Here is a 19,804-nt window from a genome sequence, read left to right as displayed (position 1 = left end):
TAGGAAAGAATGCACTTCGGAGAAGATGCTGAGCGAGAAACGCAACCACGCGACGCAGGTGGACCAAACAGCGGCCCCAATCAACCCTTTGAACGGGATTGAGGCGCAGATGTTCCCCTTATTCTTGCTTATTTTAGAAAAAGAAACCACTGAAATCAATGAGCAGACGTTACAAATTGTTACGGAATCGTTAAATGCCCTGGTTATCGGGGGGCTTGTCGTTATTAAAAACCTATCCGAAAAGGGGTCTGACCCTCTCTTGGTCTGAGCGTATCGGTAGCGAATCCATTGGAAAACAACGAGTTTTTGAGCAATCGAAACGTCGGTCGACAAAGGGTCAGACCCCTTTTCGGAGAGGTTCTAAGTGGCTGACAATAAGCGTTTACGGACCTCTCGCCACCCCCTCTGTGGAGCGGATTGGGGTAGTGTGATGGGAATCCTGCCTGCGCAGCGCTCGTTGTACCCCACATCCTAATCCGGTGAAATTGTTTTGGCTCCTGGTCCGAATGTGTTCCATGCGTTGGACAGGTCGTGGCAGTTTTTAAGTTGTTGATTGAAAGAGACTTACAAGATTTACCTCTCCCTCTGGGAGAGGTCGAGCCTAAGCGAGGGAGAGGGAAAACGGGCTGCGATGACAACATGAAATTCCAGCACGGTTTCTACTTGGGCCATCAGAGCTCGGATAGAAGAATGGGGAACCGGATCGTTTAAACGCAAACTCAATCAACAACCACCCCAACACAACAGTCACTTGACAGCAGCAAACATTTCATAGAAGTGGACGAGGCCACGAGTCCTGCAACACGGGACTGGTGGCCTCGTCCACTACCAAAGTCGTCACTTGTTGTTCACGCGATGCTTAAAACGACTCGTGTTCCGTTCGAGTAATGATCTCGTCTTGAAGCGCTTTCGAAAGATCACAAAAGTAGTCGCTGTAACCAGCAACTCGCACAATCAGATCCCGATACCGATCGGGGTCGGCTTGGGCTTCGCGAAGCTTCGCGGCGCTGACGACATTGAACTGGACATGGTGGCTGTCCAGCTTGAAGTAACTGCGGATCAAATGGGACATGTGATTGATCCCCTCGTCGCCTTTGAGCAGCTGCGGCGTGAACTTGATGTTCAAGAGCGTTCCACCCGTTTTCACATGATCCATTTTCGCAGCGGATTTCAGCACGGCCGTTGGGCCATTGCGATCGGCACCCTGCACCGGAGAAATCCCCTCCGATAGCGGCATGCCTGCTTGCCGACCGTCCGCGGTTGCACCGGTGACCGTACCAAAATAGACGTGGCAAGTCGTGGGCAGCATGTCGATGTGGTATTCGCCCCCTTTGGTATTGGGCCGGCCCTCGACCGCGTCAAAGAACGCATTGAAGCAACGGACCATCAACTCGTCCGCAGCCGCATCGTCATTGCCATACTTGGGGGTTTTGTTCAACAAGCTCTGTCGCAATCGTTCGTTTGATTGGAAGTCGCTGTCGATCGCCGTAAGCAATTCATCGAGCTTCACCGTGTTTTCTCTGTACACGTGATGTTGGATCGCCGAGAAGCTATCACTCAGGCTTCCAATGCCAACCCCTTGAATGTAGTTGGTGTTGTAACGCGCTCCGCCCGCGTTGTAGTCTTTGCCGTTGCGAATGCAGTCATCGGTGATGATCGATAAGAAAGGGGCCGGAGCATTTTGCGCATACATTTGTTCAAAGACATGATTTCCGGTCAACTTCAGATCCACGAAGTGTTGCACTTGTTGACGCCACGCCTCGAACAATTCATCGAACGACGCAAAGCTCCGAGGATCACCCGTTTGCGGGCCCAACTGTTTTCCCGTGCGAGGGTCGATGCCGTTGTGAAGCGTCAGTTCAAGGACTTTGACGAGATTGAAATACCCGGTCAAGATGTAAGCTTCTTTGCCAAACGCGCCCGATTCGACGCATCCGCTGGTGCCGCCCTCGCGAGCGTCTTCCACACGTTTTCCTTGTCGCAGCAACTGTTCCACGACGCCATCGGCATTGAACACCGATGGAAAGCCGTAGCCCTGGCGAATCACCCTGGCAGCTGCCTTCACAAACCGATCAGGGTTCTTACGCGAAAGTTGGATATTGTTGCTCGGCTGCAACAGATGCATTTCATCGATCACTTCAAGCAGCAGGTACGACACCTCGTTCACGGCGTCCGAACCATCACGGCGGAGCCCACCGATATTGATATTCGCAAAGTCGGTGTAGGTACCACTTTCCGCCGCCGTCACGCCCACCTTGGGAGGCGCGGGATGATTATTGAATTTGATCCACCAACATTCCAGGAGCTCTTTTGCCGATTCACGAGTAAGCGTTCCATCGGCCGTTTCCTTCTCGTAAAACGGTCCAAGATGGTGGTCGAGGTGTCCCGGGTTGAACGAATCCCATCCATTCAGCTCGGTGATCACTCCAAGATGATAGAACCAGTACGCTTGCAGTGCTTCACGAAACGTTCGCGGTCGGTTGGCTGGCACACGATCGCAGGTGGCTGCGATCTGTTCGAGCTCCACTCTTCGCAGCGGATCCTCGGTTGCGGATGCCATGGTTCGGGCAAGCTCCGCATGCCGCTGGGCAAAACGAATGGCCGCATCCGCCGCGATCGTCATGGCCCACAATTGTTCCCGCTTTTGAAACGCGTGGGCATCATGGATGAAGTCAAGGCAGGCGATCGATTCAGCGATTTCCTGCTTAAAATCGAGCAATCCTTTTTGATAGATTTTTCCATCTGCAACCGTATGCCCCGGAGCACGTTGCTCCATGAACTCCGTGAACACGCCTGCTTCATAGGCATCGTGCCACGACGGTGGCAATAACGGGAAGACGCGGTCACGAATCGACCGACCACGCCAATAGGGAATCACTTCGGCTTCGTAGGCGGCGATCACTCGATCGGGGACGTCGTAGCTGGTTTTTTCGCGGATGTTGAGAATTTCCAAGTCTTCGATGCTGTGGCAGGTCAATTCAGGGAACGTTGGCGTGACCGCAGGACGCGGTCCCCGTTCGCCCACAATCAACTCGTCTTCTCCGATGAAGATCGTCTTGTGCTCACAGAGGTACTGAAAGGACATCGCTCGCAGAACTGGCACCGAGTGCTTGCCCTCGTGCTCCCTGTAGAACTGAGTCAGTAGCTCGGCCCGTTCGGCCGAAATCGACGGCTTCGTTTCGACGCTTCGCTGCCTCAGTCGGCAAACTCGTTCCTTCATCATCGTGAGCCTCCGATGGTGACGTCGAGACCAAGCAAGCGGAACCGTTCCGCAGCCGTTTCGGTCTGTTCTTGCGTCGGTGGTGAAATCTCTTGCATCAAATTGCTTGTCCCAAGTCGTCGGTGTTTGTCGCTCCCCGTGTTGTGGTACGGAAGCAGGAAAACCGGATAGGTTTTGCTCAAACCCGCCACAAAGGCGGCCGTCGCGTCAAGATTACTCCGATCGTCATTCACGCTGGGGATCAAAGGAATGCGTATCCAAACCTCCGACCCATAATCGCTGATCGCCTTCAGATTTTCCAGGATCGGCTGGTTGCTGACGCCAACGTGCTGGCGGTGCAGGCGATCATCCATATGCTTCAGATCATAAAGAAAGAGATCCGTCCGCGCTGCGACCGACATCATGATTTTGCGTGGCGTAAAGCCCGAGGTATCGACCGTGCGGTGGTAGCCTTGCTCTTCACACGCCTCCAAACAGGCAAGTAAAAATCCCGAATTGCGACTTGGCGTCGTGGGCTCGCCACCAGAAAAGGTGACACCTCCGCCCGATTCCTCATAAAAAACGCGATCCTTATCGACTTGAGCCATCAACTCGTCGACGGTGTAGGTGTCCCCAATCCACTTTCGAGCACCTGCAGGACATGTTTCCGTACAGGTACCACAAATCGTGCACCGCGACAAATCGCCGCGGCCTTGCGGGTTCCAATCAAGTGGTTCGGCGATCTTTTCAGGACAAGTTTCCAGACACGCTTCGCAACCAATGCACCGATCCGGCAGAAAGCCGATCACTGGTTTCGCATCCTGGCTTTCGGGATTATGACACCACGGACACTGCAGCGGACAGCCTTTCAGGAACACGGTTGTACGGATTCCGGGCCCATCATGAATCGAAAAACGTTGAATGTTGAAAACGACACCGGGGTCCATCGGACCGCCCCAAAACGAGAAACCAAGATCACAAAAGACTCTAGGGTTGAACCTCATCGAGAGTGCCCTGATCATACAGCAAACAGCTCTCCCGTCGCTGCTTGAACTGATCGATTTCTTTTTGGGACAAGACCATGACCTGGTCGAGCGGTTCCAAACGATCGCTTCCCGATGCCCAATCGTAACAACCGCTCCGGGGATTTGATCCGCTGCGATCGCCTTGTCGACGAGTGCATCGATTTCAACAAGCGAGTCTACAATCGCCCCTAGCGAGTGCTCGACGGAACCATCGGTCGTCGCCGCCTGCAAATACGGCTGTGACATCCCAACACGACCGAACAGACCAAGGAGCAATAAAACGACGAGTGGTTCACGATAAGCATGCACGAAAAATTCTTTCACAGGAGTGACGTATGATCTTGCGTCGTAGCGTACATGAAGCATTTCTCGTTTGCGATCTTATTCCTGATGGCCGCTCGCCCTTATCGGCTGGGTTCGATCCCAATCGACTCCGCCGCGGAACGGTGAAGCGCCGCTCGCATTTCCGAATTGTCACTGTTCGGCAAATCGGTTCGCTGGATCATCAAGATGGAAATCGTTTTGGTTTTTGGATCGACCCAACCCTGAGTGCCGAACGCACCACCGTGGCCAAAGGTTCCCGGCGACAACATCTCGGACACACCTTGCGGATCGCGAATGATGCACCACCCGAGTCCCCAGCAGTTACCCGGTGTAAATCCGGTTTCCAAGTCAGCCGTTTGAGGCGACGTCATCTGCTCAATCGATTCCTTGGTTAACAGTCGCGTGCCACGGAATTGACCTTGATTGAGAATCATCTGATAGAACGCGAACAGATCACGAGCAGTGGAGTACAGTCCGCCCGAGGGATTCGGACCTTGCGTTCGAGGCCAATTGGGGTCAGACGAGAGATTCGTAATGCGGTTGTCTTCGACCGCCTGCAATTTTCGTTCATCGCTAAGGCGGTACTGCGTTGCGATCCGTCGCTGCTGTTTCGACTCCGGATAGAAGGTGGTGTTCTTCATTCCCAGGGGGTCGAAGATCCGCTTCTGCAGAAAAGCCTCGAAAGGTTGTTCCGAAACAATCTCCACGATCCTTGCGGCGACGTTCAACCCGGGGCTGTATTTCCATTTGCTGCCGGGTTCAAAGGCGAGGGGTCGTTGTGATAATTCGTCAACCGCTTCCCTGAGTGAATCGCTAAAACTTTGCGTGCCATGGAGTCCCGAGGTGTGAGTCAGACAATCGCGAAGCGTGATTTGTCGCTGTGGCGATTCACCGTTACTAAGTTTGACGGAGGCGAAAGCAGGAATGAACTTGCTGACCTCGTCATCAAGGTCAAGTTTGCCTTCCTCAACCAACATCATCACTGCTGTGGAGGTAATCGGTTTGGTCATCGACGCGATCGAAAATAGGGTCTGTCGTGTCATCGGTTTTCCCGAGTCAAGATCGGCATGACCCACCGCACCATAATGAACAATTTTGCGATCATGCCCAACCAGCGTTACGGCGCCCGACAGATCGCCCGAATCAACAAATGCCTGCATGGCTTGGTCAATCGCCTCAACAGCAGGCGCTGACCTCTTGGCTGTGACGTCGTCTGCGTACCCCACGGATAAAGTGAAGCAAGAAAACACCAAGAGCATGGCCGTTAAACGCGAGCAGCGTAGCATCAGGAAACTCCAAAATGGGACAGCGGGAACCGTGCGGATTGGCACGGACCTGCCCAATATAGTGAATCGCAATACGGGCGCGCGGTAGCCAACCGAGGACAGCGCTGCGAGGCAACTGCCGTGGCAACCGAAAAAAGGATACGGTACAAAAGCACACGCTCGTGGGAGACTAGAGCCCACAAATAAACGATTTATCCTTGCAATTGCTACGACCGAACTCCACCATAAGGGGGACATACAAACTACTCGAATAGCTGCAGCGACTTCCGGTTTTTCCGGAAGTATTAAATCGTGCGCAGCTAGTAACACCCGTGAGACCGATGCTATGTTGCCAAATTGGTGTGGCAAAACGTCACTGCTTGCAAGACAAAACGCCAAACGTCAAAGGGCCGCATCCGAGCGACGACGAAAACGGCGGAGCCTATTTGAACAGCTTGAACCGCGGCGATTATTGGCAACAGATGTCGCCGGAGTAATCGACGAGGACGAAACCTGGTCGGGGACAATCCGGGTGACCAGTAACGTAACCGTTGCCCAAAACGCGACGCTGTCGATCGATCCGGGGACCGTGATCAAGTTTGAACAAGGCCATTGGCTCTACTCGGTCGGGACACTTGATGCGATCGGCACCATGGCCGAGCCCGTTGTGTTTACCTCCGTCCAAGATGACAGCGTTGGCGAAGATTTGACCGATGGGATCGACAGCGTTCCTGTTCCGGGCCAATGGGAATCACTTTACCTCGATAGCGACGCAGCACGACTGACGCACGTTGAGGTCCGCTACGCAGGTTCGACTTCGGGTCCCAACAATGGCAATAGCGTCGGCGCGGTTGAAATTCGCAGCGGTGCGTCTCCGCAACTATCCGATGTGTTGATTCGCGATAGCAATTTTGTTGGCATCGATATCGAATCGGGAAAACCGTCACTGAAGAACCTACAGATCACCCGAAGTGATTCCGCAGCGATCCGACAGGCATTTCCGGCCGAACCAACGTACGACAACGTGACCGCAAACAGCAATCTCGGAGGCAATCATGTTCAATTGGCTGGAGGAACGATCACAACCGACCGTATCTGGGACTTTGCTGGTTTGCCGGTTCACTTGACGAACAATATTGTCGTGAGTCAGGCAGACGGTGTTCCGGCCACATTGACCGTAGTTCCCGGCAGCGTGATCAAGGTTGCACACGCTCAATACATCAGTGCCAATCCAGGAATTTTGAAAGCGGAAGGGACCGTTGACGCTCCGATCGTTTTCACCTCGACGCATGATGACACCGTTGGCGGTGATTCCAATGCGAATAGCGATGCGACGCTGCCAACGCCGGGCAATTGGGAATCAATCTATCTTGTCTCCGACGAATCGGTTCTGGCCAACGTCGAAGTCCGCTACGCCGGTTCGACCTCGGGCCCCAATAATGGCGACAGCCTCGGTGCGGTTGAAATCAATGCCAGTCCATCGCTCAGTCATGTTCGCATCTCCAACAGCGACTTCATCGGAATCGATATTGAGTCGGGAACTCCAACATTTCAAGACGTCTTGATCACCGACAGCGATGCGTTCCCGATTCGCCAAGCCTTCGCTGCCGATCCAACCTATGACGGCGTCACTGCCCGCAACAACGCGGGCGGCGATCATGTGCAACTGGCTGGTGGAGTCCTGAGAACGGATCGTACTTGGGACTTTGACGGTTTGCCGATTCACTTGACCAACGACGTGATTATCAGCCAAGACGCTGGTACTCCTGCGACGCTTTCGATTGTTCCCGGCAGCGTGATCAAAATCGCACACGCACAATATATCAGTGCCAATCCGGGAATTCTTTTGGCGTCGGGGACGGTCGATGCGCCGATCGTCTTCACATCGGTTCATGACGACACCGTTGCTGGCGATTCAAATGCCAATGGCGATGCGACCTCGCCAACACCGGGCAACTGGGAATCGATCTATCTATTTTCCGACGAATCGGTTCTTGCCAACGTCGAAGTCCGCTATGCCGGTTCGACCTCGGGTCCCAATAATGGTGACAGCCTCGGTGCGGTTGAAATCAATGCCAGTCCATCGCTCAGCAATGTTCGGATCTCTGACAGCGACTTCATCGGAATCGATATTGAGTCGGGAACTTCGACGTTTCAAAACGTCGTAATCACCAATAGCGATGCGTTCGCGATTCGCCAAGCCTTTGCTGCCGATCCAACCTACGACGGCGTCACGGCCCGCAACAACGCGGGCGGCGATCATGTGCAACTGGCTGGTGGAGCCCTGAGAACCGATCGCACTTGGGACTTTGGCGGTTTGCCGATTCACTTGACCAACGATGTGATTGTCAGCGAAGACGCTGGCACGCCTGCGACGCTTTCGATTGTTCCCGGCAGCGTGATCAAAATCGCACACGCTCAATACATCAGTGCCAACCCAGGAATTCTCAAGGCAACGGGGACGGTCGATGCGCCGATCGTTTTCACATCGGTTCATGACGACACCATCGGTGGCGATTCGAATGCTGACGGCGATGCGACTTCGCCAACACCGGGCAATTGGGAATCGATCTATCTGTGGTCCGACGAATCGGTTCTGGCCAACGTCGAAGTCCGCTATGCCGGTTCGACCTCGGGTCCCAATAACGGCAACAGTGTTGCGGCTATTGATATGCGTGAGGACGCCTCCGTGATCGACACAACGATCACTTCATCGAACAATCGTGGGGTGCGAATCCACGGCGGTGCCGATGTAGAGCTAACACGACTGCGAGTGATTGATGTTGATACGCAAGGCGTGCACATTGACGATGGCAATGCGACCCTCACCGATTCCGATTTCTTTGGTGGTGTCGAAGGTGTCTTGATCGACAACGGATCGACTGCAACGGTAACGGGTAGCAGCTTTGTGGGTCAAACCTCGTTCGGCGCCAGAAATCTCGGTACGGATCGAACCAATGCGATATTCACCGGAAACTACTGGGGGCATCCGGGTGGTCCACACGATCCGTCGGGTACTGACGGATTCGTCAACGACAATCCGCTTGGCACACCGGTTAGCAATTTTGTTGATTACGGCGCGTTTCTGTCGGTACCGCCGCGTCCGGTGGGGCCACGCGCCCTCGAGCTACAGAAACTCGCTCCGATCCCCACCCCAATTCACCATCGCTATGAGGCTGACGAATCGGTACTCGATGAGCACGGGTCTCGAAACGGAACCCTCGTCGGCGATGCCGGATTCGAGACCGGACGTGTTGTGGGTTCTTCGTTCGCGCTCGACGGTGATGGCGACTACGTGAACCTGGGCAACTGGGCTCCTGCGAGCGAGTGGACCGTTGCGGCATGGGTCAACCCGACCGACGCCAGCGGTTCAGCGGGGATCGTGGGGACGCGGGCGGAATTTCGAGACTGGGCCATCGAAATTGTCGAGGGAAAATTTGCCGCGATCGTGAAAGGCCAAATTCTCGATAGTGGCGTGACGGCCGTGCAGGGTGTTTGGACCCATGTGGCGGCAACACTGCGCGACAACATCTGCTACCTCTTCACGGATGGTGTCCTACGAGCCAGTCTCGATATCGGTACGCCTTACGCTCCCTCGACCGCCGGCGTTCGTATCGGTAGTTCGACATTCAATAATGCGGGATTCTTTTCAGGTCGCATCGACGAGGTTTCGATCATCGATCGTGGCGTCAGCGATGCCGAGATGGTTGCTCTTCGTGACCAGGGAACGATCGATCTGGGCCAAGGTCAGGATCGATTGCTGGTCGTGTTTGATTCGCCAATCATCGCCGATTCGATCGATGTCAGCGACTTCTCTCTGTCGGGGCCAAGCACCACTTCGGTCCAATCGGTTCGCCCCATCAGTGACCGGGCGTTCGAGGTGACCTTGTCAGGCGTCATCCATAACGCAGGCAGCTACACGTTGTCGGTCGGTCCGGAGATTCTTGGTTCTTCTGGTACGGCGATGGACCAAGATCAAGATGGCACCGCCGGCGAACCTTCCGACGATCTCTTCCACGGATCGTTCATCGTCGACAAGGCCGGGCCGCGAATCGTTTCGCAAACACCGGCCGATACCACTTCGTCGGTACTGTCCTCGCTCACCGTGACCTTCAACGAACCGATCGATCCCGCGACACTGACTCCTGCATCGGTGGAATTGATCAGTCCAGCGGTTCGAGCTGCACTTGATGCGTTTGCCCCGTTGTCATTGACGGATGGTTTCGCTGTCACGGCAGTTCGTGCAGCCGAGTCGTTCAGCGATCTTGCCGGCGCGTTGGCTGTGCTGGACGATAGTGAGAACCAAGCCGAAACCCTGTTCGATAACCCCCCGGTCATCAACTATGGCCCCCAAGGATCAAATTTTGACAACAATCGGTTGAACCCGTTAGATGGACCAGGGGATGACAACTATTTCGCTTTGGAAGCGACCGCAACTTTGGTCGTCCCCAAGGCGGGTCCGTGGACCTTCGCGATCGGCAGCGACGACGGATACCGTCTAGAAATCGGTGATTTTTCCGCCGAATATTCCGCCGGGCGTGCTTTTTCAACCGATTTGGTTACGTTCGATTTTCCTGTCGCCGGCGAGTACCCGCTGAATTTCGTGTTCTATGAGCTGACCGGCACATCGGGATTTGAACTGTCCGTCGCCCAGGGAACGAAGACGGCATTTGATGATGATTTCTATCTGGTCGGCGATGATGCGGAATTCAACAACGGCATTCCAACGCTCGGCGTCGAATCGATCGACGATACCGGCACCACGTTTCGGTTGACGTTTCCCCCTCAACCGATCGATGGCGACTATGAACTTCGCATTCAGCCAACGGCCAAAGACGTTTCAGGTAACCTGCACGATCAGAACGCAAACGGCGTTGGCGGTGAAACGGACGATGTTTACCTCAGCACTATCAGCGTCGATCGACAACCGCTACGGATCGTATCCCAGTCACCTACGGGGACGAAAGTCGGCGCGTTGGAGTCCTTGGAAGTCACCTTCAACGTCCCTATTGATCAAGGCAGCTTTTCCACAAGCGACGTGCGTGTTGTCGGTCCAGCCGGACGCGTGGCCGCAAACAGCGTCGAGCGGATTACCGACACGAGGTATCGTATCAACTTGACTCGTTCGACAGCCGATGGGAATTACGAAATCATCGTTGGACCCGGCATCACGGATGTTGGCGGCACTTTCATGGACAGCGATGGCGACGCGATCCCCGGCGAAATTGACGACCGCTACGAGAGCACTCTAACCTTGGCCGGCGCCGGTCCGGTCGTCACCGACTTTGTACCTGTCGGTACAATCCCCGCCCCACTCGCGTCCGTTGGTGTTACCTTCTCCGAAGCGCTCGACGCCAACACATTCGGTGTCGCCGATATCACACTCTCCGGTCCGGATGGAGTCATCCCCATCACAGGCATCACGTCGGATGACGCCTTGACCTACACCCTTTCGTTCGCTGCCGTCACCAGTGCCGGTGGCTACAGCATTGCGATCGGCCCCAATCTGACGGATGTTGCAGGCACCGCGATGGACCAAGACCAAGATGGCACGGCGGGTGAAGTCGGCGACGACGTTTTCACGTCGAGCTTCACTCTTGATTCGGGCGGCCCGAGGATTATGTCGTACACACCTGACTTTGTGACCAAACCCTATTTCTATGTCGATGTCACGTTTGACGAAGCGATCGATGTGTCGACGTTTACTCCGCAAGACGTTTCGTTGATCGGTCCCAACGGTGTGATCGCAGTCAACCAAGTCGTCGCGCGAGACAGCGACATGGTCCGCATTTCGTTCCCAACCCAGAGCACACTTGGCGAATACACGTTCACGATCGGTCCCAACATTTTGGATCCGTCCGGCAACGCAATGGACCAAGACGGCGACGGTACGTTCGGTGAAGTCGATGAAGATCGTTTCATCGCGACCGTCTCTTTTGCCACTCCTGATCTCACGATTGATTCGATTTCAGCGAACGACGCGGCTAAAAACGGGGAAAACGTCACTGTCGAGTGGGCGGTGACAAACATCGGCGATGCTGTGTCCGCAAATCCGTGGACTGACCGCGTGGTGCTGTCACAAGACGAAATCTACGGCAATGGCGACGATCGTTTGCTCGGCACCTTGGTTCACGACGAAGTGCTGCCGGTCGATGGAACCTACATCGGATCGATTGATGCGGCGATTCCCTTTGGCATCAGCGGCGAATACTTCATCATCGTTCGTACCGATTCTTCGAGCCAGATCTTCGAAAAAGTTGAAACAAACAATCGACTCGTTCGTCCGATCACCATCGAACTCGAAGATCCCCCCGCCGACTTGATTGTCGATGCGATTTCGGTGCCGACAAACGGATTCATTGGCGATTCGATCGACGTGACGTGGCGAGTCCGTAACGACGGCACAGCGACCACGACGGTCGACTCGTGGACCGATCGGTTGTACCTCAGTAGTGATACCGACTTTGGCGGCGATATCTTTCTTGGCAACGTCACCCATACTGGCGCGCTCGGATCGAACGCTTCCTACACGATGACCGCATCGTTGATCGTTCCCGCCTCGGTCGCGGCCGGCAACTATTTCGTCATCGTCCAAACCGATTCGTCGAACCGTGTTCAAGAACCGACGGCCGAAGGCAACAATACGACGTCGTCGAATTCCGCGATCACCATCGCCGTCGCGCCCTTACCCGATTTGGTTGCTAGCGGCGTGGCATTAACGGCAGGACAGACACCGATCAGTGGCGAAGAAGTGACGGTGAATTGGACGATCACCAACCGCGGCGACAAAACCGCCACGGCTGATTGGACCGATGCCGTCTATCTGTCGACCGACGATGTTTTTTCCACGGACGATGTGTTGCTCGGTAAATTGTCAACATCCGACGATATGGTGATCGACGCAACGCTTGCCCGATCGCTCACGGTCTCTCTTCCTGAAGCAATCAGCGGTCCGCATCACTTCATCGTGGTTCCCGATTCCGAGAACAGCGTGAATGAAGGGGATGGCGAAGCGACATCGGCGGTCGCGAGCGACCCGATCGAGATTTCGCTATTCCCGTACGCCGACTTAACGGTGACCGGGGTCACCGCACCGGAGTTGATCATCGGCGATCCGGTGGATTTGACGGTTTCGTGGACCGTGAAAAATGTGGGTGATGGACCCGGCCGCGTCAGCACGTGGACCGACCGCGTGGTCTTATCGACCGACGACGTTCTTGGCGATGCCGACGATATCGTTCTGGGCAGCTATACACACACCGGCATCGTCCCGGTCGATGCGGAATACTCTCGCACGGAAATCATCCCCTTAGCAGCTCGTACTCAAGGCCGTTTCACTCTGTTTGTTCAAACCGACGTGAACGACGCCGTCTTTGAACTCGCTGATGATGCACCGAATGTTGCCACACCGCCATCGTTCGTCGACGTTTCGCGAACAACCTACAGCGATTTGGTTGTCGATTCGGTCAGTACGACCGGTTCGCCATCCTCCGGGCAACCGCTCGACGTCAGCTGGACCGTCCGCAATAACGAAGCACGCGCCACCGGCACGACCGACCGAGATTCTTGGACCGACTACGTCTACCTATCCTCCGATCCGACCGGTGCGACAGGACTGCGATTGATCGGCAGTAGCACGCATGGCGGAGCACTATCAGCGGGCGCGGCGTACACGCGTACCGAAAGTTTTATCCTGCCGCGAGACACCGACGGCGAACATTACGTGTTTGTGCGAACCGGCGGACCTTTCGAATTCGTCTACAACTCGCTAGCACCACTCAGTGAAGACGGCGGCGGCAACCAAGCTCGCAGCGAAGCGATCGATGTCTTTTACATTCCGCCGCCCAATGCCGATCTTGTCGTGCAAAGTGTTTCGATCGGTGATGCGACCGAGTTTGTGGATGGCACCCAAGTGGAAGTCACCTGGACGATTGAGAATCAAGGCGAAACAACCGAGACCGGATGGCGTGACAAGCTGTATCTACAGTCCACAGGCGGCGGAGAGACGTACCCATTCGGTAAATACACGTTCGACGATCCGATCGACGCAGGTAAAACCGTCACACGGACCGAGATCGTCACGCTGCCGCGAACGACGGGCCAATTCCGCTTCTTTATCGATACGGATACGGATAAGAGCATCTTTGAAACGGACGATTTGCGGAACACCGGATTTAGCGACCCGTTCCAAATCAATCTACGCCCACGGCCTGATTTGCAAGTCACGGTAGAGAGCGATTACCCTGCCGCGATCACCGCTGGCACGATCCTTGATGTCCGTTTCAAGGTACGCAACCTCGGCACGGCCGATACACCCTCGGCCGGAAGCCGCTGGAAAGATCGCGTTTGGTTATCGTCATCGTCCAGCAGCACGTCCGGCGCGATTCTACTGGGCGAACTCGACAACGGTTCGGCTCTCGGTTTTCCGGGATCCGCCAACGGTTTGTCCACGGAATACGTGACCGAGGCAACCTTCTTGATCCCACGGGCGCTCTCGGGAAATTGGTTCATCCTGGTGCAAACCGATGCCAGGGGAGCCGTCGATGAATTTCCAAGCGAAAACAATAATCGTGACGCGAAAGCACTGGCGATCGATGCCAATCCCGTGCCGCCGCCCGACTTGGTCGTTGACTTTATCCAGGGGCCTGGCGATTCGTTTGATGATTCCTCGTTCACCGTTCGCTACGAAGTCGCCAACCGTGGTTCCGGTCCAACCGTTCCTGGATCGTGGACCGATCAAATTTGGCTAACGCTCGGCAAAGACGGCCCAAAGTCTTCTCGCGGTGACCGTTTGATCGGCACCTACGGACACAGCGGCGTGTTGGAAGTTGGCGAAAGCTATCTGGCGGAAACGACCGTGAATATCCCGGCTGGATTAACAGGACAGTATTTCTTAACGGTTTACGCCGATGGCTATGGCCGAGTCTATGAGGCAGCGTTCGAATCGAACGTGAACCCCGATGCACCAAACAACTTGGAAGGCAGCAATTTCGGCAGCACGCCGCTAAACGTACTGTTGACACCACCCGCCGATTTGCGAGTTGCCGAGGTGACCGTACCAACGGATGACAATGGTATCCCGCTGCCAATCGTTGGTGGCGCGAAGCTATCGCTGAGTTGGACCGTGGACAATATCGGTACCGTTGCGACCGATCGCGAAAGTTGGGCCGATGCGATCTATCTCTCCGATGACAGCATCTGGGATCCGTCTGACCAACTCGTCTTTGCACTGCCTCATGCCGGGCGTTTACAACCGAACCAATCCTATTCGCAAGCGGCCGAGTTTACGCTCCCCCCCACCGCCAGCAGTTCACACGTGTTGGTGCGAACGAATGTCGATCCACGCATTGCACTGACGCAAGAGGCAAAATTTCTCGATGAAGTTGCCGCGGTCTTGAAACGAGTCGAAGCGGCAACGGGGAAACCGCTCGGTGAAACGAAGATCAGCGATTTAAAGAAGTTTTCGCAAACCGAACTGCGGGCCATTCTCGCGGGTCCCACGAATACCTTGCAATTGGTTTACGAAGGACCCTTCGACGACAACAATGTCGGTTCTGCTGAATTGCCCGTCGATGACGCGCTGACGGACTTGGTTGTCGAAACCGTAACGGCAACGCCCCAGAGCCAATCGGGCGAACCGATCACGGTCAACTGGATCGTGCGAAACGAAGGCGACCATGCGACGGCTGCCGATACCGATTCGGTCCGACAATACATCTATCTATCGAAAGACCTCGTCTTCGATGCCAGCCGCGCGATCTTGGCCGGATCGAAAGTCCGAGTTCTGGACGATCCGATCGGCCCCGGCGAAACCTATTCCGATTCGATCGTCGTCGCCACGCCGCCGGGCAGCAGTGGCAAGTGGTATGCACACGTCTTTACCAACATCACGGTCAATCGCTACGGCCATCCCGTCTTGAACCGATGGAGCAAAGGCTCCTTTCCCGACTGGGTCGGCTACCTCGCCGATAAGCCTTGGGAAGACGGCAACAAGTCAAACAACTTCAAGGTGTCCAATGAAATCGCGGTCGAGTATGCCGAAGCCGATTTGACGATCAGCGACCTGGTTGCGGTCCCCGTCGATCCCGATAGTGGAAGTCTTCTGGACGTGTCCTTCACGGTTACCAATTCAGGCACCCGAGCCACTCGCGTCGATCGCTGGGCGGATCGCGTGTTCTTATCCACCGATACGTCGATCGATGCATACGACATTGAATTAGGCAACAACCAACAGCTCGAAACACTCGGGATTGGCGATAGCTATGATGTCAACTTCCAAGTCCGAATGCCCGACAACATCGGTGGCGACTTTTACTTGATTGCGTTTGCCGATTCGACATTCTCCTCGCGCAGCTACGGACGGCCGCTGCCCTATCCCCAATCGGCCGGGCCGACACGATTGGGCGCGGTCAACGACAAGGTATTGGAGTTTGAAGGCGAAGGTGACAATCAGGCAAGTCTGCTGTTGGACGTGCAATTCGTCCCCGCACCGGATCTGACGATTGATTCACTCACCAACACCACTCGAATCGACGTAGGAGAGGATTTTTCGTTTAGCTATGTCTACAGCAACGATGGTGGAGCCATTCCGTCCCGGCAAACACCGTACTACGATCGTGTCTACCTGTCGCGAGACCGATTCTTGGATGTATCGAGTGATCATTATGTCAAGCAAATAAAACGTACCGATGCTCTCGGTCCCAGCGAGACGGGCACGATTACCGAAACGGTTCGCGTGCCTCGTGGTTTGGTTGGCGACTATTACGTGATTGTTGCGACCGATGTGCCCGGCGCGTCGCGGCCCGACGGCGAGGTCCTGGAAACGGACGAAACCAACAACATCCGCGTTGCCGATACGCCGATGTTGATCGTCCAGCCACCACCGTCTGATTTGCAAGTCATCGATATCGCTGCGCCAAGCTCCGGTGGCGTGGGGGATGTGTTGACGGTTTCCTGGACGGTGGAAAACCGTGGCGATGTGCGAGCGCGAGCACGAATCGCTGATGCCGTCTACCTATCTGCGGATAACATTTGGGATGTTGGCGATCGGTTGCTGGGCCGAGTCGAAGCCAACTTCGTTCGCACCCTCGACCCGGGTGATACCTATACCGCATCGCTCGACTTTGAAATTCCGGTCGTTCTGCCCGACGATTACCAAATCATTGTCCGAACCGACATTTTTGACGACGTTATCGAGGGTGAGAACAATCGTAACAACGACCTGCCGTCTGCCGATTCGGTCGCAGTGACCGTGCCGCTCATTCGGCTCGATATCCCGCTCGAAGATCAGTTGGCCGAAGGTGTTTCGCGACTGTTCCAACTCGATACGTCGCCAGGGCAAACGATTCGCATCGATTTGGACAGCACAACCGATGTGGGTTCTCATGAGCTCTATGCCAAGCACGAAGGGTTACCACGGCCATTTGACTTTGATGCCGCCTATCAAGGTTATTTGAAGGCCGATCAATCGTTGCTGATTCCCGAAACACTCGGCGGACGCTATTTCATCATGGCGCGCGCTGGGGTGCGAGTCGACTTGGAAGAGCAAACCTACGATCCTCGCAACCGCAACGAGTATCCGATCACGATGAATGCCACCCGGATTCCGTTTGGGATCACGGGGGTGACCCCAGATTCCGGGGGTGATGATCGCTACGTAACGATGACGATTTCCGGAGCCGAGTTCCCCGAGCAAGCGGCCGTTCGTTTGGTCCGCCCGACCTTCGCTGAGTTCGCACCGGTGTCCGTCACTCGAGTCGACGCTACAAAAATCATTGCCGTTTTTGACCTTCGCGACGCGCCACATGGCTTGTATGACGTGCAGGTGATTCACCCCGACGGACGTGTCGCGATCGATCCCTATCGATTCCAAGTCGAAGCCGCCGATCCGCTCGAAGTGAACGTTGGTGTGGGTGGCCCGGCGCAAATTGATCTCGGGGCGACCGGTGCGTATGGGTTTGCAGCTCAGAACCTTGCCAATGTCGATACGCCTTACACGATCATTGAATACGCTTTTCCAAATATCAAGAATAAACGCCAAGACTTGATTCCTGGTCCCGCGATCCAGTTCGTTTCGGGTCTTCGTGGGGATGCAGGAACGATCGCGCCGCTGTTCGATTCGATTTCGACCTTCGACTTCAGCAGCGTCACCCCTGAACTCAATCTCGATGGCGTGTTGACCGCTCGAGCTGTCGCGATCGATTTGCCCGCAAGCGGTGTGACCGAAGTCGGTAGCGCGGTGACGATCTACCCAGGACTGCGCGAACTGCTGGAAACAAACCCGAATTTCTTGAAAGAACTGGGCCCGGGCGAGCTCGATGATTTGGGGTTTGACTTCTACGTCACCGCTGCGGCAACGCCGCTGACCAGTCAGCAGTATGTCGAATATCAACGCGCTGAAGCAGCCCGACTGCGAGATGTGATTCTTGGCGACGACGACGCTCCCATCGCTCTCACGTCGATCGCGGCTGATTCCGCTGCATTCACCGACTTGTTCCTGACGGCACTCGCCGACACGGGACTGCTTCGTGAAGAGGACTCACCACCGACCGCAACGGCTTCGTCGGACAATGTCAATTTGTTCTTCAGCGCCATCGGTGGACTGTTGGGTGGAGATGCGGGTGCCGGGATCATCGACGACGCAGCCGCGAACTTAGCAACCGCCGAGACGACACTGAGCGAGTTAATCGAAAAACTTCGCGTCTATTTTGGGCACACCGAAGAGGTCAATGGCGGAGGTACCGTTCCAGAACGAGAAGACTATGATCTCGGACTCCCCAATCCGACCTCGTTTGTCGCATTCGAATTGCGAGCGGGGCCACCGCCACGTTTCGATGGCGGCGAAGTCGTCGAGGATATCGTATTCGATACCGACGGCATCGGCGATCAGGTTTCCGAACGGGTGACGATGACCGCGCCAACCGGTTTTGGTGAACTCAACTTTGTTCCCATTGAAACGCCACTGCCCTATGCGGTCACGATGACCTACGACAACGACTCGTCCGAAGCAGCTCGCGAGATTCGCATCGTCGTTCCGCTCGACGAAACGCTTGACGAACGATCCTTCCAATTGTCCGACATTCGGCTCGGCAGCCGCACGATTGCGCTGCCTCCCGGTCGACCGAATTTTGTGGGCGAATTCGATCTGTTTGACAGCGACGGCTATCAATTACAAGTCACCGCTGGGGTGGACGCAACTACGCGAGTTGCCACGTATCTGCTTCGTGCAATTGATCCTCGTGACGGTTTACCGCCGAGGGATTCCGCGATCGGTTTGTTACAACCGGGTGAATCGGTCAAGGTCGGGTTCTTTGTCAGTGCGAACGATACCAATGCGGCGGGTGACGAAGAAAACGAAGTACGGACCGGCGATGAAATCTTGCTCTCCGCCAGAGTGATCGTCGACGGTGGGGCCCCGGTCGATTCGCTGGTGACCGCGGCAACGCTCGATGCCGTTGCTCCGGTCAGCACGTACACGGCGACACCCATTGGCGGAGATCGTTATCAAGTGAATTGGTCGGCGGCGGACGACGAAGGGGGCAGCGGCGTGGCAGCCTATTCGCTGCTGGTCTCTCGCGACGGTGGTACTCGGTTCCGTAGCGTTTTGTATCGAACGAGTGCAACGTCGTTTGTGTACGAAGCAACCACGGGCGAAACCCCCACCTTCTTAGTGCGATCGATCGATGCGGCAGGGAATGTCGAGCCCGTGGCTGACGGCATCCGCGTGCCGCGACTCGTGCCAGAGATCAATCTAGGCGGCGCCGCTCCGGCGACGGTCGTGGCCGCACCACCGCTTCCCAAGGCCGAGCGTCAAGCGGAAACGGTCGCCGATCGTTTGTTCGAAGAATCGGCGTTCGGAATTCCATCGCGAACGAGTGCGACGCGGCCAAGCCAGTTCGCACGAGTGACCCGCCCCTTAGCAGCCGAACGCTTTGCAACGATTCCTGGTGACTCGGGTGCAGGAATCGGTGCATTGGCAATGGCCGTTGGAC

6 protein-coding genes (1 of these 6 running past the window's edge) are annotated in these 19,804 nt (G+C 55.6%); 3 read left to right on the top strand and 3 right to left on the bottom strand.

The genetic code is table 11. The features are described 5' to 3' along the window. Positions 1–25 precede the first annotated feature (25 nt). Positions 26–268 (top strand): hypothetical protein, encoded by a 243-nt coding sequence (locus Poly41_RS30350; protein ID WP_146531129.1) that lies wholly within the window; start codon positions 26–28, stop codon positions 266–268. Positions 269–859: 591 nt separating this feature from the next. Here the strand turns inward: Poly41_RS30350 and hypD are convergent. The 3 genes from hypD to Poly41_RS30335 form a co-directional block, all read right to left on the bottom strand. Next, positions 860–3,223: a trans-4-hydroxy-L-proline dehydratase gene (gene hypD, locus Poly41_RS30345; RefSeq protein WP_197231866.1), complete on the bottom strand. Its 2,364-nt coding sequence runs from the start codon at positions 3,221–3,223 to the stop codon at positions 860–862. Then, on the bottom strand, positions 3,220–4,548 hold the full coding sequence (locus Poly41_RS30340) for a glycyl-radical enzyme activating protein (protein ID WP_197231865.1): 1,329 nt from the start codon (positions 4,546–4,548) through the stop codon (positions 3,220–3,222). The genes hypD and Poly41_RS30340 overlap by 4 nt, the downstream gene beginning before the upstream one ends. A gap of 80 nt (positions 4,549–4,628) precedes the next feature. Continuing rightward, positions 4,629–5,834: a serine hydrolase domain-containing protein gene (locus tag Poly41_RS30335; protein ID WP_197231864.1), complete on the bottom strand. Its 1,206-nt coding sequence runs from the start codon at positions 5,832–5,834 to the stop codon at positions 4,629–4,631. Positions 5,835–6,154: 320 nt separating this feature from the next. Between Poly41_RS30335 and Poly41_RS34555 the strand changes: the two genes are divergently transcribed. Both Poly41_RS34555 and Poly41_RS30330 read left to right on the top strand, forming a co-directional pair. Continuing rightward, on the top strand, positions 6,155–6,310 hold the full coding sequence (locus Poly41_RS34555) for a hypothetical protein (RefSeq protein WP_197231863.1): 156 nt from the start codon (positions 6,155–6,157) through the stop codon (positions 6,308–6,310). Between the two features lie 35 nt (positions 6,311–6,345). Continuing rightward, positions 6,346–19,804: the 5' portion of a CARDB domain-containing protein gene (locus Poly41_RS30330; protein ID WP_197231861.1), read on the top strand. It continues 22,292 nt past the right edge of the window; only the first 13,459 of its 35,751 coding nucleotides appear in the window; its start codon is at positions 6,346–6,348; the stop codon falls past the right edge of the window.

It is taken from the genome of Novipirellula artificiosorum, assembly GCF_007860135.1.
Lineage (GTDB): Bacteria > Planctomycetota > Planctomycetia > Pirellulales > Pirellulaceae > Novipirellula_A > Novipirellula_A artificiosorum.
The sequence above is the reverse complement of the archived record's forward strand: the minus strand, read 5'-3'. Positions and strand labels throughout refer to the sequence as shown.

Bases quoted from the DNA above. Each gene is read 5' to 3' on its own strand.
- Poly41_RS30350 (WP_146531129.1), top strand. From the start codon at position 26: ATGCTGAGCGAGAAACGCAACCACGCGACGCAGGTGGACCAAACAGCG.
- hypD (WP_197231866.1), bottom strand. From the start codon at position 3,223: ATGATGAAGGAACGAGTTTGCCGACTGAGGCAGCGAAGCGTCGAAACG.
- Poly41_RS30335 (WP_197231864.1), bottom strand. From the start codon at position 5,834: ATGCTACGCTGCTCGCGTTTAACGGCCATGCTCTTGGTGTTTTCTTGC.
- Poly41_RS34555 (WP_197231863.1), top strand. From the start codon at position 6,155: ATGCTATGTTGCCAAATTGGTGTGGCAAAACGTCACTGCTTGCAAGAC.